This is a genomic window from Nocardia sp. NPDC050406, assembly GCF_044459025.1.
In the GTDB taxonomy this organism is placed as follows: domain Bacteria; phylum Actinomycetota; class Actinomycetes; order Mycobacteriales; family Mycobacteriaceae; genus Nocardia.
On the sequence record NZ_JBITIM010000002.1, the window covers coordinates 1,146,196 to 1,171,115 of the forward strand.

The following is a 24,920-nucleotide window of genomic DNA, read 5'->3' on the forward strand; positions in this document are numbered from 1 at the left end:
AACGTGTTTCGATTATTTAGGCGGCGCTTTTCCGGCGTGTCAGCAGGCCGACGATGACGTCCACGGCGAGGAAGCCGAGCACGCTCAGGCCGATCAGCGGGGCGAACCAGCCGACCGCCACGGCCGCGAGCGCGAAGGACGCGAGCAGCCACACCGGCGTCGCCCGAAGCACCCCGCGCCGTGGGGCCTTGCCCGCGGCGAAACCGTTGCCGCCCTTGGTCGGCCGACGCCGCCACCACATGAGGTACCCGCGCACGATCACGGTGATCAGACCCACCATGCAGGCCAACAGCAGCAGCTGGTTGAGCAGGCCGAACATCAGGCCCATATGTAGCTGGATGCCCCAATTGGAGAGTTTGGCCATGAGCGGCCAGTCGGCGTAGCGCAGCACATCGGTGACCTGGCCGGTGCCACCCTCCACCGCGATGGAGTCGACCGTGTAGACGCCGGACATGCGGCGTTCCTTGGCGGTGAAGGCCATGCCGTCCTTGGCCGGGACGCTGATCTCCACCGCGCTCTCGAGGCCATTGGCGCGGATCACGCCGTAGACCAGATCGATCTGTGAGATGCGCTGTGCCGTAGGCGAGGTGGCGGTGGGGTTCGGCATACCGTGTTCGGCGTGCTCGCCCGTCGCGGGCATGGCGGGAGCCGCCGCGCCGGGCAGCTTGGCGTTCACCGCCGGGGTCACCCAGCTCATCTCCTCGCGCAGCGCGCTGACATTCTCACCGGCGTACTTCGACCAGGTCATACCGGTCGCCGAGAGCAGCAGAAGTACGGGCAGAATCCAGACGCCCACGGCCGCATGCCAATTCAAGGTGCGGGCGCGAGGGCGGGAGCGATCGGGGCGCAGCAGCCAGGCCGCGCCGTTGTTGGCGCGCCGGGAGCGCACGCGCCGGATCCACAGCACCAGACCGGCCAGCGCGATCACCCACATCCAGGACGCCGCCAGCTCGCTGTAGAGCCGACCCGGGGTGCCCAGGTGCAGATCCTTGTGCAGCTTGTCGATCCAGGTGCGGGTGGGCAGCGCGCCCGAACTGCCGTAGACCACACTGTCGCCCAGCGGCTGTGCGGTCACGGGATCGACGAAGACGGCGCGGCGCTCCGATTCGCCGAGGGTGGGGTCGCTGAAGATCACCCGGGTGGTGTCGCCGGTGTTCTGGGCGGGGGAGACGGCGACCAGCGGCAGGTTCGGCAGGGTGGCGACGGCGGCATCGATCTGTGTCGACAGCGGCTGTACCGGGCCCGTCGAATCGGTGTGCAGCAGTGCCCGGTCGGTGAAGTTCTCCAGGGTCGGGGAAATGGCGTAGAGCGCGCCGGTGACGGCCGCGATCAGAATGAACGGCGCGACGAAGATACCGGCGTAGAAATGCAGTCGCAGCATGAGCGCCTGGAAGGCATTGCCCGATTTCCGCGCCGAACCGCTCGGCGGTTTGTCGGCGGAATCCGTGTCGAGGGCAGGGGAATTCGGCGGTGTCGGATCGACACCGCTTTCGGTGATTGTCACTAGCGGACTTTCTGGTTCGAGGGGTACCCCGGAAACCCGCCGCCGCGCGTACGACAGCGCGACGCGCCCACGAGCGCGTACGGCGACGTCACAGGGACGCGAAGTCCCTGTGCCGGGGAAGAAAGGAGAATCAGCCTCGAACGAGAACGGGTGGCCCGCGGGTACGGAAGGTATCGGCCGCGAAGATGCGCGGCACGATCCGATCGCGGTGCTCGATGGGAAGGGTCGGTGGCCCGGAGGGCACCGGCAGTACGACCGGCACCGGCAGCACCCGCGCCACCACCGCGGTCACGATCCGATACGCCGCCTCCGCACCCAGGATCACCACGGCCGCGGCGATGGCGGCCACGATATGCGCCATCAGCATGGACGGCGTCCACACCGACTGATGGTGATGATGCTGCCCCCCGCCGCCCCACGACATGCTCAGGTGGCCGAGCAGTTGCCCGCCCACCAGCGCCGCGACAAGCCCTAGCGCGGTGGTCCGCAACGAACGCACCCCCGCCGTCACCGCCCCCACGGCCGCACACCCGGCGATGAGCAGCGTCAACGCCCCCGAATCAGGAGCCATGGCCCCCGAAGCCCACCCGTGCGCGGCCACCGCCAGCGCCCCGGAAACCGATCCGGCCGCCCCACCACGCAAAACAGCAGCATCGCTGCGGAAATGCGCCGAAGAACGGCCGGACACGAAACTCACGCGCTGATGATAGCTGGGGTGGACTCTCGGTCTCGTGCCCGCTGCCCGGTGGGCAGCGGGCACGAAGGGGGAAGAAGAGGGGGTGAGGCCCGCGGCTCGCTGTGGGTGCGAGGTGAGGGGTGGGGGAGGTGAGGTGATGGCGCGTGGAGTTTGCCCGCGCGGTCGTGCGGGTGCACGGGGGCGATAGCGAGAGCGGCCCGCTGCCAGGTGGCAGCGGGCCGCGGGATTCTCGGTGCGGGGAAATTACTCCGCCGGGACTTCCATTTCGATGAGGGGCTTGCGGAGGAGTTTGCCGGTGGCGTTGCGCGGCAGCTCGTCCATGAAGATCACCTCGCGGGGGACCTTGTAGCGGGCGAGGTTCTCCTTGACGTAGTCCTTGATCTCCTGGGCGTCGCGCTTGGAGTCGGGGCCGGGAACCACGATGGCGCGCAGGCGCTTTCCGAAGGTGCGGTCGTCGACGCCGACCACGGCCGCCTCGAGGACGTCGGGGCGGTTGGAGATGAGGTGCTCGACCTCCTGCGGGAAGACGTTCTCGCCGCCGGAGACGATCATGTCGTCATCGCGGCCGTCGATGAACAGCAGGCCGTCGGCGTCGAAGTGGCCGACATCGCCGGAGGACATGAGCCCGTCGACGAACTCCTTGGTGCGGCCGTCGGTGTAGGCCTTGAAGGAGTGCGCGTTGCCGATGAAGATCGTGCCCGTCACGCCCGGCTTGGTGATGCGCTTGCGGTTCTCGTCGTAGAGCGCGAGCGTGATGCCCACCGGCGCGCGGCCCGCGGTGCTCGGCGCCTTGCGCAGCTCCTCGGGGGTGGCCACGGTGATGACCGCGCATTCGGTCGAGCCGTACAGGTTGTAGAGCGTCGGCCCGAAGTAGTCGAGGCTGCGCAGCACCACATCCGGCGGAATGGCCGAGCCCGCGGCGAAGATGACGCGCAGCGAATCCTTCGGGTTGTACTTGGCGAGCACCTCCGGCGGCAGGTCGAGCATGCGCTGAATCATGGTCGGCACCACGGTCAGGCCCTGCGCCTTGTACTTCACGATATTGGCCAGGGTCAGCTCCGGGTCGAACCGCCGCTGCTGGAACACGACCCGGTTGCCCAGGCCGATGGCCAGCGTGAACTGCGACAGGCCGGTGCCGTGGAAGATGGGCGCGGCCATCACCATGGTGCTGTTGCGCGGCAACGGAATTCGATCCAGGAACTGCGCGGAGATGAAGGGGCTCACCTTGTCTCGCGGCGCGCCCTTGGGCGTTCCGGTGGTGCCGGAGGTGAGGATCACGGTGCCGCCGGGCTTCTCCGGAGCCGGAATCGGCGCGGTGGACTGGCCCGCCGCGATCGATTCGATGGTCGGAATCGACGGATCGGCGTTGTCCTTCTCGTCCACCCAGGTCAGGATGCGCGGAATATCGTCCGGAATGGCGCTCATGAGCTCGAAGAACTCACTGTCGTGCAGCACCGCCTTGACGTTCTCGCGTGCCGCCACATCGGCGAACTGCGGCTTGGCGAAGCCGGTGTTCATGAGCACCGCCCGCACCCCGAGCTTGCCCGCGGCGAGCATGCTCAACACCATGCCGCGGTGATCGCGCGCCAGAATGGCGATCACATCACCGGGCTGGATGCCCTGTGCGGTCAGGCCCCGCGCGAAGGCATTGGCCAGCTGGTCGAGCTCCTTGACCGAGAGCTCGCCGCGCTCGTCGATGATCGAGGCATGCGGATTGGTCTGCGCGGCATGCATGACGACACCCGCGAACGGCCCGAATTTCAGCACGTTCAGCGCGGATTTCACGGCATGATCGGGGCGCAGCGGATTGAACAGCCCCCGCTTCATCATGGCGTTGACGCTGAGCGCCGCATCGCTGGCTTTGCGCAGCACGGAGCTTGCCGCCGGAAGGGCAAGTGACATGGGTACAACCTTCCGCGATCCCCAGGCCGGACGAGTCGGCCGACAGACCGCAACATCGAGATCCAGTGCGCTTGCAGCCTAGCAAGCGCAGGCAGGAAGGTTGTGGTCCAGGTCTCTGGTACCGGCGGTAGCGATTACCTGCCGCCGAATGTGACCTCCGGCTACACCTTGTACTCGACCAGTACCCGCCGCAGCAGCTTGCCGGTGGCATTGCGCGGCAGGTCATCCAGGAAGATCACCTCGCGCGGTACCTTGTAGCGGGCCAGGTTGCCCTTCACGTACGCCTTGATCTCCTCGGCGTCGGGTGCCGCGCCGGGCTCGGGGACGATGAAGGCGCGCAGGCGCTTGCCGAACTCCACATCGTCGACGCCGACCACCGCCGCGTCGAAGACGTCCGGGCGCTCGAGCAGCAGGTTCTCCACCTCCTGCGGGAAGACGTTCTCGCCGCCAGAGACGATCATGTCGTCGTCGCGGCCGTCCACGAACAACAGGCCGTCGTCGTCGAAGTGGCCGACATCGCCGCTGGACATGTAGCCGTCGATGATCTGCTTGTGCCGTCCGTCGGTGTAGCCCTCGAAAGGTGCGCCGGAGCGAATGAAGATGCGGCCGGTGACATTCTTGGCGTGAATGCGCTGGCCCTCGTCGTCGAACAGGGCCACCTCGCAGGTGAGCGGTGAACGTCCCGCGGTGCCGGGCGCTTTGGCCAGATCCTCCGGCCGCGCCACGGTCGCGACCGCGCATTCGGTGGAGCCGTACAGGTTGTACAGCACCGGCCCGAAGATCTCCGCGGTGCGAATGGACAGTTCTGGGGAGAGCGCCGACCCGGCGATCACGATGCCCTTCAGCGAGGAGGTGTCGTACTTCTCGCGAATGGTCGGCTCCAGCTCCACCATGCGGTGCAGCATGGTCGGGACCGCCACCAACATGTCGGCCCGGTGCTCGGCGATGAGGGCGAGGGTGCGTTCGGCGTCGAAGCGGCGGACCAGCACCACCTTGTTGCCCAGCGCCACGCCGACCAGCCAGGTGCCCATACCGGTGCTGTGGAAGATGGGCGAGACGATCACCATGGTGCCCTGGCGCGGGAAGTCGATGCGGTCCACCATCTGCACGGTGCCGATCGGCCCGACCTTGGTGCGCGGTGCGCCCTTGGGCAGGCCGGTGGTGCCGCTGGTGAGAATGATGAACCCGCCCGGCTTCTCCGGATTGGGCAGCGGCTCGGTGGAGTTGGCCTTGACGAGAGTGTCGAGAGTCGTTGCGTTGGAGGGGATTTCGTGGCCCTCGTCGACCCAGGTGAGGACGCGGGGCAGTTCCGGGGGCAGGGCGTCGAGCAGGCCCAGGAATTCGCTGTCGTGCAGGACCGCCTTGACCTGCTCGCGGGCGCAGACCTCGGCGAACTGGGGTTTGGCGAAGCCGGTGTTCATGAGCGCCGAGCGCACGCCCAGCTTTCCGGCGGCGGCCAGCGAGATGAGCAGACCGCGGTGGTCGCGGGCCAGAATGCCGATCACCATGCCGGGCTCGATGCCCATGGCCTGCAGTCCGCGCGCCACGGCGGTGGAGTGCTCATCGAGTTCGCGGTAGGTCATCTCGCCGCGCTCGTCGGCCAGGGCGGGGCGGTCCGGCCAGACCCGGGCGGCGTGGCGGACCATGGTGGCCTGCGGGCCGAAGACCTTGGCCTCCTTCATGGTTCGCAGGGTCTCCAGTGGATCGCGCGGATCACTGACGCCGACTTCGCGCAGTCTTCCCAAGCCCTTGACGACCTCGGTGGTGTGGGTCAAACGCTGTCGCACCGAATGCAGAATCGAGGTCATCTCGACCAACCTCCGAACTAACCGTGTACTGCGGAAACAAGGCGAATAGGGGCTCACCGTAGCAGTGGAGTGTGACCTGGGTTACGCATTTTCGGCCAATTCGGGCAGGGAGCTGCGTGTGGCGTCCGGTGCGTCGGCGGCGGCGGGACAATCCCGGTATGAGCGAGCCTTTCGATTACTCCGGGCGGACGGTGTTCGTGGCCGGGGGTACCAGTGGAATCAATCTCGCCGTGGCGCGGGCGTTCGCGCGGGCCGGAGCCGCGGTGGCGGTGCTGTCGCGCAGTCCCGGGAAGGTGCGGGCGGCGGTGGAGGGTCTGCGTGCCCTCGGCGGTCCGGCCGAGGGGTTCGAGGCGGATGTGCGTGATTTCGACGCGGTCGCCACCGCCGTGGCAGCGGCGCGAGAACGGTTGGGGGAGTTCGATGTGCTGATCTCCGGTGCCGCCGGGAACTTTCCGGCGGCGGCCGCGGATATGTCCGCGCGCGCCTTCGCGGCCGTGGTCGACATCGACCTGAAGGGCACCTACAACGTATTGCGCGCGAGCTATGAGCATCTGCGCAAACCCGGTGCGGCCGTTGTGAACATCTCCGCGCCGCAGTCGACGGTTCCGATGGAATTGCAGGTGCACGCCTGTGCGGCGAAGGCGGGCGTCGATATGGTGACGCGGGTCTGCGCGCTGGAGTGGGGTCCGGCGGGGGTGCGGGTGAATGCCGTTGTGCCCGGGCCGATCGCGGGGACCGAGGGTATGGCGCGGCTGGCACCGACTCCCGAGTTGGAGCAGGTGGTGACGGGCTCGGTGCCGTTGGGCCGCTACGGCGATGTCCAGGAGATCGCCGATTGCTGTCTGTGGCTGGCCTCGCCCCTGGCTGCCTATGTCACCGGGGCGGTCGTTCCGGTGGACGGGGGTTGGTCGCTGGGCGGGGCCTCGCAGGTGTTCAGCGATATGCGCAGGCTCTTCACCGGCCCTTGACGCATTTGTCGTACAGGTCGGGCAATCGCCCGCCGGGATCGTAAGTCTCCTTGAGCTTTCGGTACGTGCCGCCGTTGTAGTGCCGCCAGAACTCCTCCTCGGTGTAGTGCGCCGTGGAATAGAGCGGTTTGTGCCCGCCGAGTTCGGCGATGACGCGTTCGATGAGCCGATTGTGGTGGTCGGGCGCCTCGCCGGGGCGTTGCCGCAGCGGCCACCAGAACCCGACGCTGACATACAGCCGGTCGCGGTCGATCGGATACAGCGTGGCCGGGGTGCGCAATCGCATGGGGCACAACCACACCGGGCTGATGCCGATCTCGCGGTCGAAGAACTCCAGGAAATCGGGCAAGGTCTCCACGGGTAGGTCCGCGTCCTGGAGCACCCACTCGACCGGCCTGCCCACGGCGCGCGTCGCCCGATCCGCGATCCCGCTCTGCCGCAGGCGCATCTGAATCTTGCGGAACACCTCGGCATTTCAATACCGGCGCGGCCAGAGGCGGCGCAATAGCGGGTTCTCCAGACCGAACAGGCGAGAGGTCCAGTAGAGGTCGGTATCCCAGCGCCACAGGTAATCACGGGTGGTCAGATAGTCCTCCGAACGCACACGCAGCGAGCGGTAGTACACGCCCTGGCCGGTGTAGTCGGAGAGATACGGTGCCTCGTCGATGAAATCGGCCAACACCAGGTGCACCGCATCGTCGGCGAAGTAGACACCGTCGACGAAATCAACCGGAATACCGTGGTATTCGCCGTCGCGATCGATCTGCACAAGGGTGTTCACCCACTCCAGAGCGGAGACGGTATGGATATGCCGCAGCCGCACAAAGGGTTTGGCGGGCACGAGATCCAAGCGCAGCCGCAGCGCGTAGCCCAACGAGCCATAGGAATGGGCGAAACCATTGAACAGCTCAGCATGTTCGTTCTCCCGCGTAGCGGTCACAACCCGCCCATCACCGGTCAGAACGTCCATCTCCCGCACGCCATCATGCGGCAACCCACCCCGAAACGACGACGACTCCGCCCCGGTCCCCGCCACCGCCCCGCCGACGGTGATGGTCTTGCAGTCCAACACAACCCGCGGCAGCATCCCCCGCGCCAACGTCGCATCCGCAACGTCCTCATAGGTAGCCATCCCCTCCACCTCGGCACTGTTAGCGCCCACCGACAACACCCGATTGAACCGCCGCACATCCAAACTCGGGCCGCGATGCTTCTGCCTGGTGCGATACAGGTTGGACGTGCGCTTGGTGAGTCGCACCGGTTGGTCGCCCGGAAGAGCGGCATACTCCCGCCGCAAGTCCTCGACCGCCCGCCGATGCTCGGTGAGCGCGATGTCCGGGTACGTGGATTCAGCCATGGGTTCCCCTGAGCCATTGAGATGGGAACAGGATGGCACGCGGGTATGACAGATTTCGCTCCCGCGGCAACCGATTGCGCGGGGACAGTGAAGGTTTCATCCACCGCTGGTGCGTATCAGGTAAACCACTCATTGGATAATGACCGACGTGGAACAAGTCGAGGTCGTCGCAGCCCACCACGAACGCGCGACCCTGCGTGTAGGCGATACATTCCTCAAAGTCGACGCCGACCAGGCACGCACCGACACCGAAGTCGCCGCCATGGCCCTGGCCCCAGTCCCCACCCCGAGAATCCTCTGGCGCAACCCACCCGTACTCGCCCTAGCCGCCCTCCCCGGCACCCCCCTCGGCCGCCTCGGCACCCCCTCCACCGCATCCTCCGCCGCCTGGACCGCCGCCGGTGCCACCCTCCGCACCTTGCACAACGCCCCACCACCCCCGTGGCCCGGCCGCACCCCCGACGAAACCGCCGCACACCTCGACGCCGAATGCGCCTGGATCACCACCAACGCCGTCCTCCCCACCGAAGTGGTAACCCGCAACCGCCGAATAGCCGAATCCGCCCTCCGCCCCTGGACCCCCGCCTTCACCCACAACGACCTACAACTGGCCCACGTCTTCACCGCCGACAACAAAGTCACCGGCATCCTCGACTGGTCCGAAGCCGCCCCCGGCGACCCCCTCTTCGACCTGGCCACCCTCACCCTCGGCCACCCCGAACACCTCCCCGCCGTCCTCGCAGGCTACGGCCCCGACGTAGACCTCGACATCATCCGAGCCTGGTGGTCCCTACGCAGCCTCCTCGGCATCCGCTGGCTCACCGAACACGGCTACGACCCCAACACCCCAGGCTGCGAGGCCGACATCCTCCGCACCCAGGCGCTGCGAGACCGCCTCCACCGCTGACCTCAACGCATTCTCGAAGCAAGGCTGGCAGTCGCCGCCTTCGCGTTGTTCGAACAAGGGTGCGAATGAAATCTCTTGTGGGGCAACAAGATCGGGCGTTCGTGTCGGTGCGAACACCTACCGTTGGTTCATTCGATGTGTCGTAGGCGATGTGGCCTGACACATTCGCCGATTCGAATGACCAAGGGGGATGACCATGTTGGTCGTCAACGAACGAACGGATGCACCGAAGACAGAACGCCTCGTGGCGGACTGGCTGCGAAAGTGTCGAGTACCGGGCATAGCCGTCGCGGGTGCTCATATACCCGGGAGGCATCGGCGCGACGCCGCGCAGGAGGCGGATTTCATTGTGTTCACGCCGAACTCGTGTGTCTGCATCGAAGTGAAGGGCACGCTCAGCCCTTCCGGTGGGACCTTGTCGTGCCCGGTCAATGGATCGTGGTCCATGAGCGGCTACGAGGGCGACCCTGTGCATGTTCGAAGTGGGGATGTCAATCCGGTGAATCAGGCGAAGTCGGCCATGTACGCGGTGAAGGCGCTGACCAAGAATGCGACCGGGGCGGAGCAGTTCGTATCGGCGCTTGTGGTGATCGTTCCCAGGTTCGGCACGACCGTAACGCTGGACAAGCCAACTAGGCGGTTTATGCCGAAAGGTGTCGATATCATGTTGGGCGGTCGGCCCAATGATCTGTTCACCTGGTTCCAGCGGGGCACCTACCACCAGCAAGTGTGGACAGTGCCGCGCGTCCAAGTGATGTTGCGGGAGTTGGGGATCAACGATCCCGCGACAACTCCGGACGCTCTGGCCAGCGAGGGCTTCACCGACAGCATCGAGAATTCGAAGACCATCCGAAGGACTCCCGCACCGGTTTTCGCTGATCCCTGGTCAGAACCGGTGGCGGACCCTATGCCATCGTTAGTGCAGGACGCCGAGATCGACCCACCACGGTATTTGCCCTCGCGGCCTATTTCGCCAGTCGCGCCGGAGCGCTACGAGTCCGCTCGGCCCAGCCGGTCCACCCGCACCCGTCGGCGCGGTTCCCTCGGACTCTTGGTGTTCGCGATCATCGCCGTGATCGTGCTGGGCGGCGGTATTTGGTACCTGATCACTGCCTATCGTTCCCAGCCCGCCCCCGTGGCACCGTCGATGACGCGTTCGGTGGTCGACACTTCGGCCGGGCTTCCGTCTCAGGCCGAGACTCTGGAGCAACCTGTCGCACCGTCAACGAACTTTCAGGGTCCTCAACCCTGCTACCCGTTCCAGCCAGATTGTTAGGACTCCTTCGAGCGCTGTCTTATCGCACTGACACTCGAGCCTGGAGAATGAGAAAACCGGTGTGACCACGTAGTGGGCACACCGGTTTTCTTGTGTCACTTACTACTTCAGCTTGTCGCTGCCGAGATTGAGCACGCGGCGGGCCACGATTAGCTGCTGGATCTGCTGGGTGCCTTCGAAGATGTCGAGGATCTTCGAGTCGCGGCCCCACTTTTCGAGGAGGGTGCGCTGGGAGTAGCCGATGGGACCGGCTAGTTCGACGGCCTTGAGGGTTACGTCGGTGCCCATGCGTCCGGCTTTGGCCTTGGACATGGAGGCTTCTAGGGAGTTGGGCTTCTTGTTGTCGGCCATCCATGCGGCGCGGAGGGAGAGCAGGTAGGCGGCTTCCCAGTCGGCTTCCATGCGGAGGAATTCCGCGGCGGCGGCGTGCTGGTTGTTGGCGGGGGTGTCGTAGGAGATCTCGACGCCCGCGTCGGTGAGGACCTTGCGCAGCTCTTCGAGGGCGGCGCGGCCTACGCCGACGGCCATGGCGGCTACCAGCGGGCGGGTGTTGTCGAACGTCTGCATGACGCCCGCGAAACCCTTCTCCACATTGACTTCGGGGCTGCCGAGGATGTTGTCCTTCGGGATGCGGCAGTCCTCGAAGCGGATCTCGGCGGTGTCGGACGCCTTGATGCCGAGCTTGTGCTCGAGGCGGGACACGGTGAGGCCCTTGGCATCTCGGGGCACCACGAACGACTTGATGGCGGCGCGGCCCTTGGAGCGGTCCACCGACGCCCACACCACGATGTGGGTGGCGCGCGAGCCCGCGGTCACGAAGATCTTGGTGCCGTTGAGCACCCATTCGTCACCGTCGAGGGTGGCGGTGGCGGTGACGGCGGCCGAGTCGGAGCCGAAGGACGGCTCGGTGATGGCCATGGCGGCCCACACCTTGCCGAAGCGCTTGAGCTGCTCATCGGTGGCCACCGCGGCAATGGCGGCATTGCCGAGGCCCTGGTAGGGGATCGACAGCATCAGGCCGACATCGCCCCAGGAGGTCTCGAGGGCGTTCATGAGCGCGGACATGTTGCCGCCGTTGGTGTTTCCGAGCAGCTCGGTGGCGTGCGAGTCGGACTTCTCCTCGCCTTCACCGGCCTTGCGGCCACCGGTCGCACCGGAGACGTCCTGCGAACCGGAGTCGGACAGGCCCTCCACCATGGCGGCCATGGTGTCCAGCTCGACGGGGTACTCGTGCTCGGCCAGGTCGTACTTGCGCGACGCGGGACGGAAGATCTCCGCGGCGACCTGGTGGGCCTGGTTGGCGCTGGCCCGGAGCTTCTTGGGGAGTTCGAGATTGATCATTGGTGGTCTCTCCGTTGAGAAGATGGGCCCCGCGGCGCGCAGCGTCTCGATTGAGGGTGGCGGCGGGGACGAGGCGGGCTAGACGAGGACAACGCCTTCGGCGACACCGATGCCGCGCAGATCGCGGTACCAGCGCTCGACCGGGTGTTCCTTGGTGAAGCCGTGGCCGCCGAGCAGCTGCACGCCGTCCAGGCCGATCTGCATGCCCTTGTCGGTGGCCAGCTTCTTGGCCAGCGCCGCCTCACGGGCGAACGACAGACCCTGCTCGGCCCGCGACGCGCCACGCAGCGTCACCAGACGCAGACCATCCAGCTCGATGGCCATATTGGCGACCATGAACGCCACCGCCTGACGGTGCGCGATCGGCTCACCGAACGCCTCGCGCTCCTTCACATACGGAATCACGTAGTCCAGCACGGCCTGACCGGTGCCGACCGCCAGCGCCGACCAACCCAGCCGGGCCAGCCGCACCGCGTCGGCGTAGTCCTCGGCCCGCTGCACCGCGTCGGCCTCGCCGAGAATGGCGGTGGCCGAGACCGCGACATTGTTGAGCAGCAGTCGACCCAGGCCCGCGGCGCGCAGACCCATGGACGGATCCGCCTCCACCACAACACCTTCGGTGTCGGACTCGACAATGAAGAAGGCCGGGCGGCCGTCGAGCTCGGCGGCGACGATGAACAGCTCGGCGTCACCGGCGGCCGGGACCAGGCTCTTCACGCCATTGAGGCGGTAGCCGCTGGGGGAGCGGGTGGCCTTGGTCTTCAGCGCGAACGGATCGAACAGGGCCTGCGGCTCACTGATCACGACCGAGGCCTGCGGCACGTTCTCACCGGTGAAGGCGCCGAGGTAGGTCTTCTGCTGGGCGTCGGTACCCCACTGCGACAGCGCCACGGCCACACCGCTGGGCGCAAGGATCGGCAGTGCCAGACCCATATCGCCGTGCGCGAGGGCCTCGGCGACCAGCGCGTTGGTGACCGCGCCGCGCTCGGAGGCCGCGCCGTCGAGCTCCTCGGGCACATTGATGAGGGTGATGCCGAGTTCGGCGGCGCGCTCGAGCAGATCGCGGGGAGCCTTGGCGGCATTGTCGGCGTCGTAGGCGGCCGGGCGCAGGATCTCGTCGGAGAACTCCTTCACCGTCTCGACGATCATCTGCTGCTCGTCGGTCGGGGTGAGGTCGAAGTAGTCCTTGCCGCGGGACTCGTTGGCGGGCAGTCGCTTCGGCGCGCCGCCGCCGGACACCTTCTCGAACGCGCGGGTGGCCGCACCGAGGGTCCGGAAGCCGGTCTTGGTGCCCTCGTAGGTAATCCGCTCGATGGGCTTGCGCAGCTTGTACTTCTCCGCGAGCTCCGATCCCGTGATCGTCGTCATGACCCGCATAGCCGCGCCCATCCAGTCGCGCTTGACCGGGTTGAGTCCGACAGCGGAGGTGTCCCGCTTCGTTGCGGTGTCTCGAGTACTCATAATCACCAAATTTCTCGGGTGTGTGGGGTGATCCTGCCCAGCAATCTTACTCAAGAGTAAGACTCTCGGGGACTATCTTACTTCAGAGTAAGAAAGCCGTCGAGCGTGTGTCGAATCACCTGGTCGACGTGGGTGTGTCCGGTAGATCCGGCGCGCACCGAGATGTAGTGAAACAAACATGCTTCAAATAGCGGCCAGCTGGGCTACCGTGGGTGCGCATCATTCGCCCCCGCAAGGAGGTCGCTTCATGACGAAGCTGCTCGCCACGGCCGCCGCCGTCGCCGCCCTGACCATCGCCCTCGCACCCGCCGCGGGCGCGGTCATCCCGCTCGAGCCCTACCAGCCCGGCGTGACGCCCGCCGAAGCCGCGCCGGTCGGCAATACCGAATTCGGCAGCAGCGGCAGCGCCAGTGAGGTCGGATCCAACTCCGCGCTGCCCAAACCGGTCGGCGTCGACGTCGGCATCGATACCAACTCCGCCGGATTCGACCTCATCCCGGGGTGACCCGGCCGGTACCGGTGCGGCACCGCAGCTGCGCGCCGGTACTCGCCCCGGCCCCGAATATGGGACCGTTGGCGATATGTACTGGATAGCGGGGGTTTTCGCGTTCGTAGTCGCCGAGTTGGGCAACCGATACGGGTATCACCGCGACGAGATGTACTTCCTGGCGGCGGGGCGGCGACTCGACTGGGGATACGCCGATCAGCCGCCGCTCACACCGCTGCTGGCACGGGCCATGTCGGCCATCGACGCCGATTCCCTTATGGTGCTACGGCTTCCGGCCACGCTCGCGGCGACCGCCGTGATCATCTGCGCGGGCCTGATCGCGAAAGAACTGGGCGGCGGGCGGATCGCGCAGGCGCTCGCCGCGGCGACCGTCGCCTCCGCGGCGCTGGTCATGGCGGCGGGGCATATGCTCGGCACCACCGTCATCGATCTGGCCGTGTGGTCGGGCGTGGTGTTGGCGGTGCTGCGGTTGCTGCGGCCCGACTCCGATTCGCGCACATGGCTGTTGGTGGGAGTCCTTGCTGGTATCGGATTGCAGAACAAAGCGCTCATAGCTGTTCCGCTGTTGGTGCTCGCCGCGGCGTTGGCTCTGCTGGGGCCACGAAAGATATTCGCTACCAAATACTTTCCGCTGGCTGTGGCGATCGCCCTCGTCATCGCCCTGCCCTACCTCTGGTGGCAGGGAGCCCATGGCTGGCCGCAGTGGGAGATGAGCCGCGCGGTCGCGAGTGGATCGTCGGGCACCTCGGATACGCCGATCAGCTTCGTGCTCTTGCAGTTCGGCCTGATCGGGCCGCTGCTGGTACCGCTGTGGGCCTACGGCCTGTGGTGGTTGGCGCGGCGGCCGCAGTACCGCGCCTTCGCGCTCACCTACGGCGTGCTGTTCGTGGTGTACCTGATCATCGGGGGCAAGGCCTACTACCTGGGCGGGATGTATCCCCTGCTGCTCGCGGCCGGGGCGGTGGGATTCGAACGGTGGCTGACCGCGGACGACAGGACCTACACCGTCCGCGAGGTGTGCGGCTTCGCGATGTGTGCCGTGGTCGCGCTCAGCGCCGCTGTGTCGGCGCTGCTGTTCCTCCCGGTGCTGCCGGTCGACGTCCTCCGGGATTCGCGTGTGCTGGCAGTGAATTACGACGCGGGCGAGACCGTCGGATGGCCGCGCTACGTCGAACAGATCGCCGAGACCCGATCCAGGGCGGCCCCCGACGCCGAACTACTCACGGCCAACTACGGCGAAGCGGCAGCCATCGAACGGTTCGGCGGAAGCCATGGGTTGCCGACACCGCACAGCGGCCACAACGCCTATTGGTGGTGGGGTCCGCCCTCGGAAGGGCCGATTCTCACCGTTGGTATCCCCAAGGACGCCATCGAATCGTTATGCGCCGACGTCGAACTGGTGGGCCATCTCGACAATCGGCTCGAGATCTACAACGACGAGCAGAATCAGCCCATGTTTTTGTGCCGTGTCCTGCGAGAACCTTGGTCTCAACGGTGGCCGATGATGCGTCATCTCGGATGATGCTCGCCCACAAGGAAATTGCGCATTCGAGCGTTCAAACCTACTTGTATGCACAGTGATTCGCTGCAATGCAATATTTGTATAACAAGGACACATGTCCTGTTATTTCGTTCGCGTCACGCCAACTGTCAAGGGCCACTACGTTTTTCAGTGAGACGAAAGGAGGATCGGTTATGTTGTCAGGACTCGTCTCTGTGGTTGTAGATTTGGTCAGCGGTCTCGTCGGCGCGCTCATCGGTGGCGGTGGCGGCGGTACCGGATCTGCCTAATACATCTAACTAGCCGAACGCCCCCGCGGATCGCGGGGGCGTTCGGGCTGTGTCAGGCGGCCAGCGCGGCCAAGGTCACGTCGTGCAGAAGTCCGTTGGTGGCCACCGCGTTTCCGCCGTGCGGACCGGGCGTGCCGTCCAGTGCGGTGAAGCGCCCGCCCGCCTCGCGAATCAGAATGTCGAGCGCGGCCATATCCCACAGCGAGAGCTCCGGCTCGGTGACGATATCCACCGCGCCCTCCGCCAACAGCGTGTAACCGAAGAAATCGCCGTAGCCGCGCACCCGCCACACCTCGTCGGTGAGCGTGATGAGCTTGTCGCGCCGCCCCAGCGCCTTCCAGCCGGACAGACTCGAGATGGCCAGGCTCGCCGCACCCAGATGCGGTACCGCCGAGACCGAGATGGCGCGCGGCTCACCGCCTTCGAAACTGCTCCACGCCCCCGCGCCGTTCGCCGCCCACCAGCGCCGCGCCAGCGCGGGCGCGCTCACCGCGCCCACCACCGGAACGCCGTCCTCGAGCAGCGCGATGAGCGTGGCCCACACCGGAACCCCGCGCACGAAGTTCTTGGTCCCGTCGATGGGGTCGATCACCCACTGCCGTCCGCTGAATTCGGCATCCCCGCCGAACTCCTCGCCCAGCACCGCGTCACCGGGCCGCTCGGCCTCCAGGATGGCGCGAATATCGCGCTCCACCGCGAGATCCGCATCCGACACCGGGGTCAGATCCGGCTTCGAGTCGATCTTCAGATCGAGCGCGCCGAACCGGTCACGGGTGATCGCGTCGGCCGCGTCGGCCAGCCGCAGGGCGAGTTCGAGGTCACTGGAGTACGAGGTCACGACCCAAACCGTAACCCGTCACGCGGCAACCCTCAGCGCAGACCGATCGGTCACGGGGAAACCATGGCGGCATCGTGCGAGAGGCCGCCGCCACCAGTTCCCCCTGACCGATCGGTCTGCCGGTCACACGGCGGCGGCGACACCGCGCGCGGCGGTCAGGGCGCTGGCCCACCAGTGCAGTTCGTCGAGCATGGTGGTGGCGGCGTCCTCGGGGCCGGTGGGGTCGATGAGGTTGCCCTCGGCGTCGAAGAGCAGGTAGAAGCGCGGGAAGGTGACGGCGGTGCGCACGGTGTGGGCGTGCAGTTCGCCGAAGACCTGGCGCAGGTGCTCGATGGCGAGCAGGCCGCCGCTGTTGCCGCTGTAGCCGACGAAGCCGATGGCCTTCTTGGTCCACTGATTGAAGTGCCAGTCGATGGCGGCCTTCAGCGAGCTGGGGTAGCTGCGGTTGAACTCGGGGGTGACGATCAGGAACGCGTCGGCCCGGTCCAGGCGCTCGGTCAGGTCGACCATGCCCGCGGGGCGGACCGGATTCGGATCCATGAGCGGCGACACCGCCGGAAGCGCGTGCGGCAGATCCATATCCGCCAGGTCGATCACATCGACCTCGAACGCGCCGTGGCGCCGCGCCTGCTCGGCGATCCAGCGCGCCGGAACCGGACCGAAGCGGCCCTCTCGAACGCTGCCGATGATGATCGCGAGCCGCAGGGGAGTGGTGGACATCGGAACTCCTTCGAGAGTCGGTGCCGCACACGCTGTGCGGCCGAATTGCGTTGTGAGCGACCAGGTGCCGGAAAGTCGGGCGGCCCGAGGTGGGTCGTCCGGCGCGCCGGGTGGTTGCCGGATGGCCCTGAAGAGCTCGCCCGGCGGCCGGTGCTGGCTGCCGAGAACGACTTTCGTCCTCCGCGAGAGGTCCAGGGAGGCCGCGGCGAGGGTGGTAGTGGCAGGGCCACTCTCGGCGGCTCGGGAATTGCTAATTTCGAGGAGTGAGTGACAACGAGCTGGGTCTGTTCCTTCGCACCCGCCGCGAGGCATGCCCGCCCGCCTCGGTGGGCCTGCCCGCCGGACCGCGGCGGCGCACCCCGGGCCTGCGCCGCTCGGAGTTGGCGATGCTGGCCGATGTGAGCGTCGAATACATCACCCGGCTGGAGCAGGGGCGCGACCAGAATCCGTCGCAGGCGGTGCTCATGGCGCTCGCCGACGCGCTGCGGATGAGCTCGAGCGAGCGCATCCACCTGTATCAGCTGGCCAAGAGCAGCAGCCCGGGCTTCCACTGCCTGGGCGGCGCGCAGCCCAATCGTGAAGTGCGCCCGGCCGTTCGAGCGATTCTCGACCGGCTCGATCCCACACCGGCGGTGGTGGTGAACCGTCTCAGCGAGGTGCTCGCCAGCACCGAGGGGTACCGGCTGCTCATGGACCAGTCCGGACTCTTCGACGCGGGCATGCCCGCGAACTACGCCCGCTACATCTTCACCGACGAGCGCGCCCGCACCGTCTTCCCGGATTGGGATCACACCGCCGACGCCGTGGTCGCCGCCCTGAAATCCGGTCCGTTCCGCACCGACCAGTCGGTCGCTGCCCTGGTCGACGAGCTCTCCCTGCTGGTCGGCGCGCCCTTCACCGACCGACTCCTCTCCATCCCGAGCCTGCCCGCCGCCAGCGGCATTCGCCGCCTGACGCATCCGGAGGCCGGGGACCTGCGCCTGGCCTACGAGCACCTCGACCTCTCCGCCGACGACGACCAGCAGGTGATCATCCACCTGCCCGCCGACGACGCCACCGCCAAAGCCCTGGACCGGCTCATCGGCCGCCGCCCGGGCGGATTGCGCGCGCTCGGCTGAGCCAGCTGGCGCAGCCGCGCCGAATCGCTGATCAGCCGTGCTAATCCCTTGCGCGGGAGCATTTTTCACTCGTCATCGGCCGCCTCACGGCGTACCATCGACGCTTGTGATCGACCGAAGCGAGACTCGGCAGCAGCCCGCCTGCGCCGACAACGTCCAGCACCGCGCCACCCGTCGTGGCGCGGCCCAGACGCTGCGTCAGCTCCGATCCGAGGCTTGAAGAGGGCCGGATTCGGCGGCTGAATCGACAGCGGTACCCACGCCCGCGCCCGATTTCGAGCCGCCACCCAGACCGCGTGCCGCGCGTCGCCCGCGAACACGGGCGGCGGCGCGCCTCCGCCGCGTTTCATCCACTCCCTCACGAACGGTAGCCTTGACAATCGTGCATCCTGACGTCTCCGCTGATCTGGCCGAACTCGACACGACTCTGAAGACCGTGGAGTCGGTGCTCGACATCGACGAGTTGGTGCGCCGCATCGACGAGCTGGAACAGCAGGCCGCGGACCCCGAGCTGTGGAACAACCAGGAACACGCCCAGGCCGTCACCAGTGAGCTCTCGCACGCCCAGGGTGAACTGCGCCGGGTGCGCGACCTGCGCCAGCGGCTCGAGGACCTGCCGGTGCTCTACGAATTGGCCGAGGGCGAGGAGGGCGAGGCGCGCACCCAGGCCGTCGCCGACGCCGATGCCGAACGCGCCGCCCTGCACGCCGATGTGGAGGCCATGGAGGTCCGCACCCTGCTCTCGGGCGAATACGACAAGCGCGAGGCGCTGGTCAACATCCGCTCCGGCGCGGGTGGCGTGGACGCCGCCGACTGGGCCCAGATGCTCATGCGCATGTACGTGCGCTGGGCCGAGCGGCACAAGTACCCGGTGGAGATCTACGACACGTCCTACGCCGAGGAGGCGGGCATCAAGTCGGCCACCTTCGCGGTGAAGGCGCCGTACGCCTACGGCACGCTCTCGGTCGAGATGGGCACACACCGCCTGGTGCGCATCAGCCCGTTCGACAACCAGGGCCGCCGCCAGACCTCCTTCGCCGAGGTCGAGGTGCTGCCCGTGGTGGAGACCACCGACCACATCGAGATTCCGGACGGCGAGGTGCGCGTCGACGTGTACCGGTCGTCGGGGCCCGGCGGCCAGAGCGTCAACACCACCGACTCCGCGGTGCGGCTCACGCATATTCCGACCGGCATCGTCGTGACCTGCCAGAACGAGAAGTCGCAGCTGCAGAACAAGATCTCGGCCATGCGCGTGCTCCAGGCCAAGCTGCTCGAGCGCAAGCGTCAGGAGGAGCGCGCCCAGATGGATGCGCTCAAGACCAACGAGGGCGCGTCCTGGGGCAACCAGATGCGCTCCTACGTCCTGCACCCGTATCAGATGGTCAAGGATCTGCGCACCAGCTACGAGGTGAACAATCCGACGGCGGTGCTCGACGGTGATATCGACGCCTTCATCGAATCCGGCATCCGCTGGCGTATGCAGGAGCAGAACCAGTAAGGGGTACTCCACCGATGCAAACGATTCTCGCCGCGGGCACAGGATCGGATTTCACCAACTGGATCCGGTCCAGCGGGCTCGAGATCGTCCTGCTGATCGTGGGCGCGATGCTCTTCAGCCGGTTCGTGACCTACATTCGCGACCGGGTGACCCGCAAGATCGACGCGGGCTTCCGCAGCAGCGATTCCCTGGTGCGCTCGGAGGCGGCCAAGCATCGGCACGCGCTCGCGCAGGTGCTCACCTGGGTGGTGCTGTCGCTGGTCTACTTCCTGGTGGGCTTGGAAGTGTTGCAGCGCTTGGGCTTTCAGCTCGGCGGCCTGGTCGCGCCCGCGGCGGTGCTGGGCGCCGCGCTGGGTTTCGGCGCGCAGCGCATCGTGCAGGATCTGTTGGCCGGTTTCTTCCTCATCACCGAAAAGCAGTACGGCTACGGTGATGTGGTTCGTATCGCGGTAACAGGTTCGCCACAGGATGCCGAAGGTACGGTAGAGGACGTGACATTGCGGATCACGACGCTGCGCAATGTCGATGGCGAAGTGGTAACGGTTCCGAACGGTCAGATCGTGAAAGTGATCAACCTGTCGAAGGATTGGGCTCGTGCGGCAATCGACGTGCCCGTACCCGCGACCGCCGACATCACTCGGGTCAACGAGATCCTGCACGAGGTCGGCGCCCGGGCATTCGCCGATCGCAAGCTGAAATCGCTGCTGCTGGACGAGCCGACGGTGATGGGTGTCGAAGATCTCACCGTCAATCAGATGAACATCAAAATGGTTGCCCGGACACTTCCGGGCAAACAGTTCGAAGTCGGTCGCGAGCTGCGGGTGCGGGTCGCCGCGGCGCTGCGCCGGGAGGGTTTGAGTGAAACTGCGTAAGTCCCCTGTGCGGACGATGAGAACACGGAAGTCCACGGCGATTCTGATGAGCGTGTGGGTCGCGACCTTCGTGCTCTATCTGTTCGTCAAGCCGGAAACACCTGACCACAGCGGCTATTCGCCGATCACCAACAGCGTGCTCAGCAACTACCTGCCCGACGGGGAAACGCCCACGTCCCGCTAACCCTCGGCCTGCGCGGCGCGTCGGCGCGCCGCGCGGCCCTGGTTACACTGGCTCCCCGTGATAACCCTGCGGAACGTCACCAAGTCATACAAGACCTCGACGCGACCCGCGCTGGACAATGTCTCCGTCGACATCGGAAAAGGCGAGTTCGTCTTCGTGATCGGACCCTCCGGCTCCGGAAAGTCGACCTTCATGCGGTTGCTGCTCAAGGACGAGAAGCCGACGGCGGGCGAAGTCTGGGTGGCGGATTTTCGAGTGGACCGGTTACCGGGGCGCAAAGTGCCGAAACTGCGCCAGCGCATCGGCTGTGTCTTCCAGGACTTTCGGTTGCTGCAACAGAAGACCGTCGAACAGAATGTCGCGTTCGCGCTGGAGGTGATCGGCAAGAACCGGTCCTTCATCAATCGCGCGGTACCCGAGGCGCTCGACATGGTGGGGCTGTCGGGCAAGGCCGACCGGTTGCCCAGTGAACTCTCCGGCGGTGAACAGCAGCGCGTGGCGCTGGCGCGCGCGTTCGTGAACCGGCCGCTGGTGCTGCTCGCCGACGAACCCACCGGCAACCTCGACCCGGACACCAGTCAGGACATCATGACGCTGCTGGAGCGCATCAACCGCACCGGAACCACGGTGGTGATGGCCACCCACGACAACACCATCGTCGATGCCATGCGGCGGCGCGTGGTGGAGCTCGACCGAGGGCGGCTCGTGCGCGACGACGAGACCGGCGTGTACGGGGTGGGCCGGTAATGCGCGTCGGATTCCTCTTCGGTGAGGTGTTCACGGGTCTGCGCCGGAACATCACCATGACCATCGCCATGATTCTCACCACCGCGGTGTCGCTGACCATGCTCGGCGGCGGCCTGCTGGCGGTGCGCATGGCGGACAAGATCGAGAACTTCTACATGGACCGCGTCGAGATCCGGTTGTATCTCGATGATGTTGTCTCGCAGACGGATCCGGACTGTTTGGCGGAACCGTGCAAGACGTTGCAGGCGGATCTGAAGGCCAATTCCAATGTGGCGAGCGTGCAGTTCGTCAACAGTGAGGAGGCGGTGAAGGAGGTCAAGGAGACCACCTTCAAGGATCAGCCGGGGTTGGCCGAGGAGGTCAGCAAGGACGGGCTGCCCGCGTCGTTCCGGGTGAAGCTCAACGATGCCGAGGACTATCGGGTCATCTACGACGAATTCGCGCATCGGCCGGGCGTGATGACGGTGCTCAACGACAAGGACATCGTCGACCGACTGGTCAGCTTCTTCGTCGGATTGCGCAATGCCGCATTCGGTTTGGCGGTGTTGCAGGCGCTCGCCGCGCTGCTGTTGATCGCGAACATGGTGCAGGTGGCGGCCTTGGCGCGCAAGACCGAGGTGGGCATCATGCGCCTGGTCGGCGCGACGCGGTGGTACACGCAGCTGCCGTTCCTGCTGGAGGCCGTGTTGGCGGCGCTGGTGGGTTCCGGGCTGGCGGTGGCGGGACTGTTCATGGCGCAGCCGCTGGTGATCAATCGGGCGCTGGGTGATCTGTTCAACAACCAGGTGTTGCCGCGTATTACCGGTGACGACATCGCGGCGGTGTCGCTGATCATTCTGCCGGTGGGTGTCGGATTCGCGGCGCTCGCGGCGTACGCGGCGTTGCGGTACTACGTTCGGGAATGAGAGTTCCCGCACCACTTGATGGTTCACGCACCCCATTCGGATATCCGGATGGGGTGCGTCCCCCTATAAAGGGTGCGAAGTCGCAGTGGCTGTGGACAACGCCGCTCACTCGTCGGCGGGTGTCCGTAGGATTGCCGTCGTGAGTGCCCCGGAGATCGACAGCATGCCAGCCGGTGTGTCCGCGACTGATTCTTCCAAAACAGATGCGGCACACGATGTTCTACGCCGCGTCTTCGGCTACGACAGCTTCCGCGGGCCGCAGGCCGATATCGTGCGGCAGGTCATCGACGGCGGCGACGCGCTGGTGCTCATGCCCACCGGCGGCGGCAAATCGCTGTGTTATCAGATTCCGGCGCTGGTGCGGCCCGGGGTCGGCGTGGTCGTCTCACCGCTCATCGCGCTCATGCAGGACCAGGTCGACGCGCTCAACGCGCTCGGGGTGCGCGCCGGATTCCTGAACTCGACGCAGTTCCCGGACGAACGGCGCGCGGTGGAGGCGAGCTTCGTGGCGGGGGAGCTCGACGTGCTCTACCTCGCGCCGGAACGGCTGCGGCTGGAATCGACGTTGCAGCTGCTCGATCGCGGCAAGATCTCGGTCTTCGCCATCGACGAGGCGCACTGTGTCTCGCAGTGGGGTCACGATTTCCGGCCCGACTATCTGGCGCTGTCCATGCTGCACGAGCGGTGGCCGGATGTGCCGAGGATCGCGCTCACCGCGACCGCCACCGAGGCGACGCGCAAGGAGATCGCCGAGCGGCTGGATCTGACGCGCGCCAAGCATTTCGTGGCCAGCTTCGACCGGCCCAATATTCAGTACCGCATCGAGGCGAAAAACCGGCCCGAGCAGCAGTTGCTGTCGTTCATTCGGAGTGAGCACGCCGGGGACGCGGGCATCGTGTACTGCCTGTCGCGCAATTCGGTGGAGAAGACGGCGGCGTTCCTCTCGGCCAACGGCGTTCCGGCGGTGCCGTATCACGCGGGGCTGGACAATCGCACGCGCGCGACCAACCAGGCGCGGTTCCTGCGCGAGGACGGCTTGGTGGTGGTCGCGACCATCGCCTTCGGTATGGGTATCGACAAACCGGATGTGCGGTTCGTGGCGCATCTGGATCTGCCGAAATCGGTGGAGGGGTACTACCAGGAGACCGGTCGCGCCGGTCGCGACGGGCTGCCCTCCACCGCGTGGATGGTATACGGGCTCAATGACGTTGTGCAGCAACGCAAGATGATCGACTCGTCCGAGGGCGACGCGGCGCACCGGCGGCAGTTGCAGCTGCACCTCGATGCCATGCTCGCGCTGTGCGAGACCGTGCAGTGCCGTCGCACCCAGCTGTTGAAGTACTTCAGCCAGCCGAGCGAACGCTGCGGCAATTGCGATACCTGCCTCACTCCGCCGGAGGCGTGGGACGGCACCGTTCCCGCCCAGAAGGCGCTGTCGGCCGTGCTGCGGTTGAAGCGCGAACGCGGGCAGGCGTTCGGGGCGGGCCACATCGTCGACATTCTCATCGGCAAGCGCAATCCCAAGGTGGAGCAGTACGCCCACCACGAGCTGAAGGTCTTCGGCGTCGGCACCGAACTTCGCGATATCGAATGGCGCGGGGTGATCCGTCAGCTGCTCGCCCAGGGGCTGCTCGCGGTCCAGGGCGACTACGGCGTCCTGACGCTCACCGAGGCCAGCGACAAGGTGCTCTTCGACAAACAGCAGGTCATGCTGCGCCGCGAACCCGAACGCACCAAGGCGGCCCGAACCCCCAAGCCCGCCAAGGGTTCCCGCCTCGCCGCCGCCGACCTCGCCCCCGGCGACGCCGACCTGTTCGAAAAGTTGCGCGCCTGGCGGGCAGCGACCGCCAAGGAACAGGGCGTCCCCGCCTACGTCGTCTTCCACGACGCCACCCTCCGCGAAATCGCCGCCCGCAAACCGGCATCCCTCGCCGACCTGGGCACCATCTCCGGGATCGGCGAGAACAAGCGCGCCAAGTACGGCGAGGGGGTGCTCGAGGTCGTGGCGGGCGACTCCGCGCCTGGCGGGGCCGTCCCAGGCTCCGGCGGATCAGCGTCCGGTTCCGGCGGATCGACTTCCGGTCCGGGCGGATCGGTTTCCGGTTCGGGCGGATCGGTTTCCGGTTCGGGCGGATCGGCTTCTGGTTCGGGCGGATCGGTTTCCGGTTCGGGCGGGTCGGCTTCTGGTTCGGGGCCAGCGGCTTCCGGCTCGGGTAGAGCAGTCCCCACCAAACCCGGAAGCGCTGTGGACACCCAGGGATCCGCTACATCGACGGCGGGAAGCGCTGCGCCACGGGCGGCTCGGCCATCAGCTGGGACGGCTGCGACGGCAGACGGTCCGTCGCGCGCGGGGAGGTCTTCCTCCGGTAGGGCCTCGACGCGATCCAGTCCCGCCGCGGCAGGGGCGGCCGCCCCGTCGGCAGCGTCTGCTCGTCCGGCCACGTCCCGGTTCGGTGCCGCGGGTACCCCCGGCACCGGAGGGTCCACGTCTGCGAACGGCCGTGCATCCATCTCCGCA

At 66.7% G+C, this 24,920-nt stretch carries 21 protein-coding genes and 1 pseudogene; 12 read left to right on the top strand and 10 right to left on the bottom strand.

Annotation, left to right across the window (positions count from 1 at the left end):
• Positions 1 to 16 precede the first annotated feature (16 nt).
• The 4 genes from ACIBH2_RS18430 to ACIBH2_RS18445 all read right to left on the bottom strand — a co-directional run bounded on the left by ACIBH2_RS18430 (position 17) and on the right by ACIBH2_RS18445 (position 5,911).
• Positions 17 to 1,504 (bottom strand): PepSY-associated TM helix domain-containing protein, encoded by a 1,488-nt coding sequence (locus tag ACIBH2_RS18430; protein WP_397118855.1) that lies wholly within the window; start codon positions 1,502 to 1,504, stop codon positions 17 to 19.
• Between the two features lie 130 nt (positions 1,505 to 1,634).
• Entirely contained in the window at positions 1,635 to 2,201 is a 567-nt protein-coding gene (locus tag ACIBH2_RS18435) for a hypothetical protein (protein ID WP_397118856.1), read from the bottom strand.
• A gap of 243 nt (positions 2,202 to 2,444) precedes the next feature.
• Entirely contained in the window at positions 2,445 to 4,103 is a 1,659-nt protein-coding gene (locus ACIBH2_RS18440) for an acyl-CoA synthetase (protein ID WP_397118858.1), read from the bottom strand.
• 161 nt (positions 4,104 to 4,264) lie between these two features.
• Complete coding sequence (locus ACIBH2_RS18445) at positions 4,265 to 5,911, bottom strand: acyl-CoA synthetase (protein WP_397118860.1); 1,647 nt, start codon at positions 5,909 to 5,911, stop codon at positions 4,265 to 4,267.
• Positions 5,912 to 6,069: 158 nt separating this feature from the next.
• Between ACIBH2_RS18445 and ACIBH2_RS18450 the strand changes: the two genes are divergently transcribed.
• On the top strand, positions 6,070 to 6,879 hold the full coding sequence (locus ACIBH2_RS18450) for an SDR family oxidoreductase (RefSeq protein WP_397118862.1): 810 nt from the start codon (positions 6,070 to 6,072) through the stop codon (positions 6,877 to 6,879).
• Here ACIBH2_RS18450 and ACIBH2_RS18455 read toward each other — a convergent pair.
• A complete protein-coding gene (locus ACIBH2_RS18455) occupies positions 6,866 to 7,345 on the bottom strand; it encodes a hypothetical protein (protein ID WP_397118864.1) in 480 nt (159 codons plus the stop codon). The genes ACIBH2_RS18450 and ACIBH2_RS18455 overlap by 14 nt on opposite strands.
• 9 nt (positions 7,346 to 7,354) lie before the next feature.
• Positions 7,355 to 8,236 (bottom strand): FAD-binding protein, encoded by an 882-nt coding sequence (locus ACIBH2_RS18460; RefSeq protein WP_397118866.1) that lies wholly within the window; start codon positions 8,234 to 8,236, stop codon positions 7,355 to 7,357.
• 139 nt (positions 8,237 to 8,375) lie between these two features.
• On the opposite strand from ACIBH2_RS18460, the gene ACIBH2_RS18465 reads away from it, so the two are divergent.
• Both ACIBH2_RS18465 and ACIBH2_RS18470 read left to right on the top strand, forming a co-directional pair.
• Positions 8,376 to 9,143 carry a phosphotransferase family protein gene (locus tag ACIBH2_RS18465; protein WP_397118868.1) on the top strand — a complete coding sequence of 256 codons (768 nt, stop codon included), beginning with the start codon at positions 8,376 to 8,378 and terminating at the stop codon, positions 9,141 to 9,143.
• 196 nt (positions 9,144 to 9,339) lie between these two features.
• Positions 9,340 to 10,419, top strand: a complete 1,080-nt coding sequence (locus ACIBH2_RS18470) for a nuclease-related domain-containing protein (protein ID WP_397118870.1) — start codon at positions 9,340 to 9,342, stop codon at positions 10,417 to 10,419.
• A 102-nt stretch (positions 10,420 to 10,521) separates the two neighbouring features.
• Here ACIBH2_RS18470 and ACIBH2_RS18475 read toward each other — a convergent pair whose 3' ends face one another.
• Together ACIBH2_RS18475 and ACIBH2_RS18480 are read right to left on the bottom strand one after the other, a co-directional pair.
• On the bottom strand, positions 10,522 to 11,760 hold the full coding sequence (locus ACIBH2_RS18475; RefSeq protein WP_397118872.1) for an acyl-CoA dehydrogenase family protein: 1,239 nt from the start codon (positions 11,758 to 11,760) through the stop codon (positions 10,522 to 10,524).
• A gap of 78 nt (positions 11,761 to 11,838) precedes the next feature.
• Positions 11,839 to 13,227: an acyl-CoA dehydrogenase family protein gene (locus ACIBH2_RS18480; RefSeq protein ID WP_397118874.1), complete on the bottom strand. Its 1,389-nt coding sequence runs from the start codon at positions 13,225 to 13,227 to the stop codon at positions 11,839 to 11,841.
• A gap of 241 nt (positions 13,228 to 13,468) precedes the next feature.
• Here ACIBH2_RS18480 and ACIBH2_RS18485 point away from each other — a divergent pair, with 241 nt between their 5' ends.
• Together ACIBH2_RS18485 and ACIBH2_RS18490 are read left to right on the top strand one after the other, a co-directional pair.
• Positions 13,469 to 13,726 (top strand): hypothetical protein, encoded by a 258-nt coding sequence (locus ACIBH2_RS18485; RefSeq protein ID WP_397118876.1) that lies wholly within the window; start codon positions 13,469 to 13,471, stop codon positions 13,724 to 13,726.
• A 76-nt stretch (positions 13,727 to 13,802) separates the two neighbouring features.
• Positions 13,803 to 15,251: a glycosyltransferase family 39 protein gene (locus ACIBH2_RS18490; protein ID WP_397118878.1), complete on the top strand. Its 1,449-nt coding sequence runs from the start codon at positions 13,803 to 13,805 to the stop codon at positions 15,249 to 15,251.
• Positions 15,252 to 15,572: 321 nt separating this feature from the next.
• Here ACIBH2_RS18490 and hisN read toward each other — a convergent pair whose 3' ends face one another.
• Both hisN and ACIBH2_RS18500 read right to left on the bottom strand, forming a co-directional pair.
• Positions 15,573 to 16,358, bottom strand: coding sequence for a histidinol-phosphatase (gene hisN, locus ACIBH2_RS18495; RefSeq protein WP_397118880.1), 786 nt, complete (start codon positions 16,356 to 16,358; stop codon positions 15,573 to 15,575).
• Between the two features lie 123 nt (positions 16,359 to 16,481).
• On the bottom strand, positions 16,482 to 17,078 hold the full coding sequence (locus ACIBH2_RS18500; RefSeq protein WP_397118882.1) for an NADPH-dependent FMN reductase: 597 nt from the start codon (positions 17,076 to 17,078) through the stop codon (positions 16,482 to 16,484).
• Positions 17,079 to 17,341: 263 nt separating this feature from the next.
• Here ACIBH2_RS18500 and ACIBH2_RS18505 point away from each other — a divergent pair, with 263 nt between their 5' ends.
• From ACIBH2_RS18505 to recQ, 7 genes and pseudogenes are all read left to right on the top strand, one after another.
• The gene (locus ACIBH2_RS18505; RefSeq protein ID WP_397118884.1) at positions 17,342 to 18,196 is read left to right on the top strand and encodes a helix-turn-helix domain-containing protein; all 855 of its coding nucleotides are present in this window, start codon (positions 17,342 to 17,344) and stop codon (positions 18,194 to 18,196) included.
• Positions 18,197 to 18,578: 382 nt separating this feature from the next.
• Positions 18,579 to 19,694, top strand: a complete 1,116-nt coding sequence (prfB, locus tag ACIBH2_RS18510; protein WP_397118886.1) for a peptide chain release factor 2 — start codon at positions 18,579 to 18,581, stop codon at positions 19,692 to 19,694.
• Positions 19,695 to 19,708: 14 nt separating this feature from the next.
• On the top strand, positions 19,709 to 20,566 hold the full coding sequence (locus ACIBH2_RS18515; protein WP_397118888.1) for a mechanosensitive ion channel family protein: 858 nt from the start codon (positions 19,709 to 19,711) through the stop codon (positions 20,564 to 20,566).
• A 16-nt stretch (positions 20,567 to 20,582) separates the two neighbouring features.
• Positions 20,583 to 20,750, top strand: coding sequence for a hypothetical protein (locus ACIBH2_RS18520; protein ID WP_397118890.1), 168 nt, complete (start codon positions 20,583 to 20,585; stop codon positions 20,748 to 20,750).
• Positions 20,751 to 20,807: 57 nt separating this feature from the next.
• Positions 20,808 to 21,497: a cell division ATP-binding protein FtsE gene (gene ftsE / locus ACIBH2_RS18525; protein ID WP_397118892.1), complete on the top strand. Its 690-nt coding sequence runs from the start codon at positions 20,808 to 20,810 to the stop codon at positions 21,495 to 21,497.
• Positions 21,497 to 22,402 (top strand): permease-like cell division protein FtsX, encoded by a 906-nt coding sequence (gene ftsX / locus ACIBH2_RS18530; protein ID WP_397118894.1) that lies wholly within the window; start codon positions 21,497 to 21,499, stop codon positions 22,400 to 22,402. Before ftsE ends, ftsX begins: the two co-directional genes overlap by 1 nt.
• Before the next feature lie 163 nt (positions 22,403 to 22,565).
• Positions 22,566 to 24,410: pseudogene (recQ, locus tag ACIBH2_RS18535) on the top strand (DNA helicase RecQ); the annotation flags it as partial.
• Between the last annotated feature and the right edge of the window lie 510 nt (positions 24,411 to 24,920).

What these genes read in the sequence shown, in the direction of transcription:
- ACIBH2_RS18440 (WP_397118858.1), bottom strand. Translation starts at nt 4,103, where the DNA reads ATGTCACTTGCCCTTCCGGCGGCAAGCTCCGTGCTGCGCAAAGCCAGC.
- ACIBH2_RS18445 (WP_397118860.1), bottom strand. Translation starts at nt 5,911, where the DNA reads ATGACCTCGATTCTGCATTCGGTGCGACAGCGTTTGACCCACACCACC.
- ACIBH2_RS18450 (WP_397118862.1), top strand. Translation starts at nt 6,070, where the DNA reads ATGAGCGAGCCTTTCGATTACTCCGGGCGGACGGTGTTCGTGGCCGGG.
- ACIBH2_RS18460 (WP_397118866.1), bottom strand. Translation starts at nt 8,236, where the DNA reads ATGGCTGAATCCACGTACCCGGACATCGCGCTCACCGAGCATCGGCGG.
- ACIBH2_RS18465 (WP_397118868.1), top strand. Translation starts at nt 8,376, where the DNA reads ATGACCGACGTGGAACAAGTCGAGGTCGTCGCAGCCCACCACGAACGC.
- ACIBH2_RS18470 (WP_397118870.1), top strand. Translation starts at nt 9,340, where the DNA reads ATGTTGGTCGTCAACGAACGAACGGATGCACCGAAGACAGAACGCCTC.
- ACIBH2_RS18475 (WP_397118872.1), bottom strand. Translation starts at nt 11,760, where the DNA reads ATGATCAATCTCGAACTCCCCAAGAAGCTCCGGGCCAGCGCCAACCAG.
- ACIBH2_RS18485 (WP_397118876.1), top strand. Translation starts at nt 13,469, where the DNA reads ATGACGAAGCTGCTCGCCACGGCCGCCGCCGTCGCCGCCCTGACCATC.
- ACIBH2_RS18490 (WP_397118878.1), top strand. Translation starts at nt 13,803, where the DNA reads ATGTACTGGATAGCGGGGGTTTTCGCGTTCGTAGTCGCCGAGTTGGGC.
- ACIBH2_RS18500 (WP_397118882.1), bottom strand. Translation starts at nt 17,078, where the DNA reads ATGTCCACCACTCCCCTGCGGCTCGCGATCATCATCGGCAGCGTTCGA.
- ACIBH2_RS18515 (WP_397118888.1), top strand. Translation starts at nt 19,709, where the DNA reads ATGCAAACGATTCTCGCCGCGGGCACAGGATCGGATTTCACCAACTGG.
- ACIBH2_RS18520 (WP_397118890.1), top strand. Translation starts at nt 20,583, where the DNA reads ATGAGAACACGGAAGTCCACGGCGATTCTGATGAGCGTGTGGGTCGCG.
- ftsX (WP_397118894.1), top strand. Translation starts at nt 21,497, where the DNA reads ATGCGCGTCGGATTCCTCTTCGGTGAGGTGTTCACGGGTCTGCGCCGG.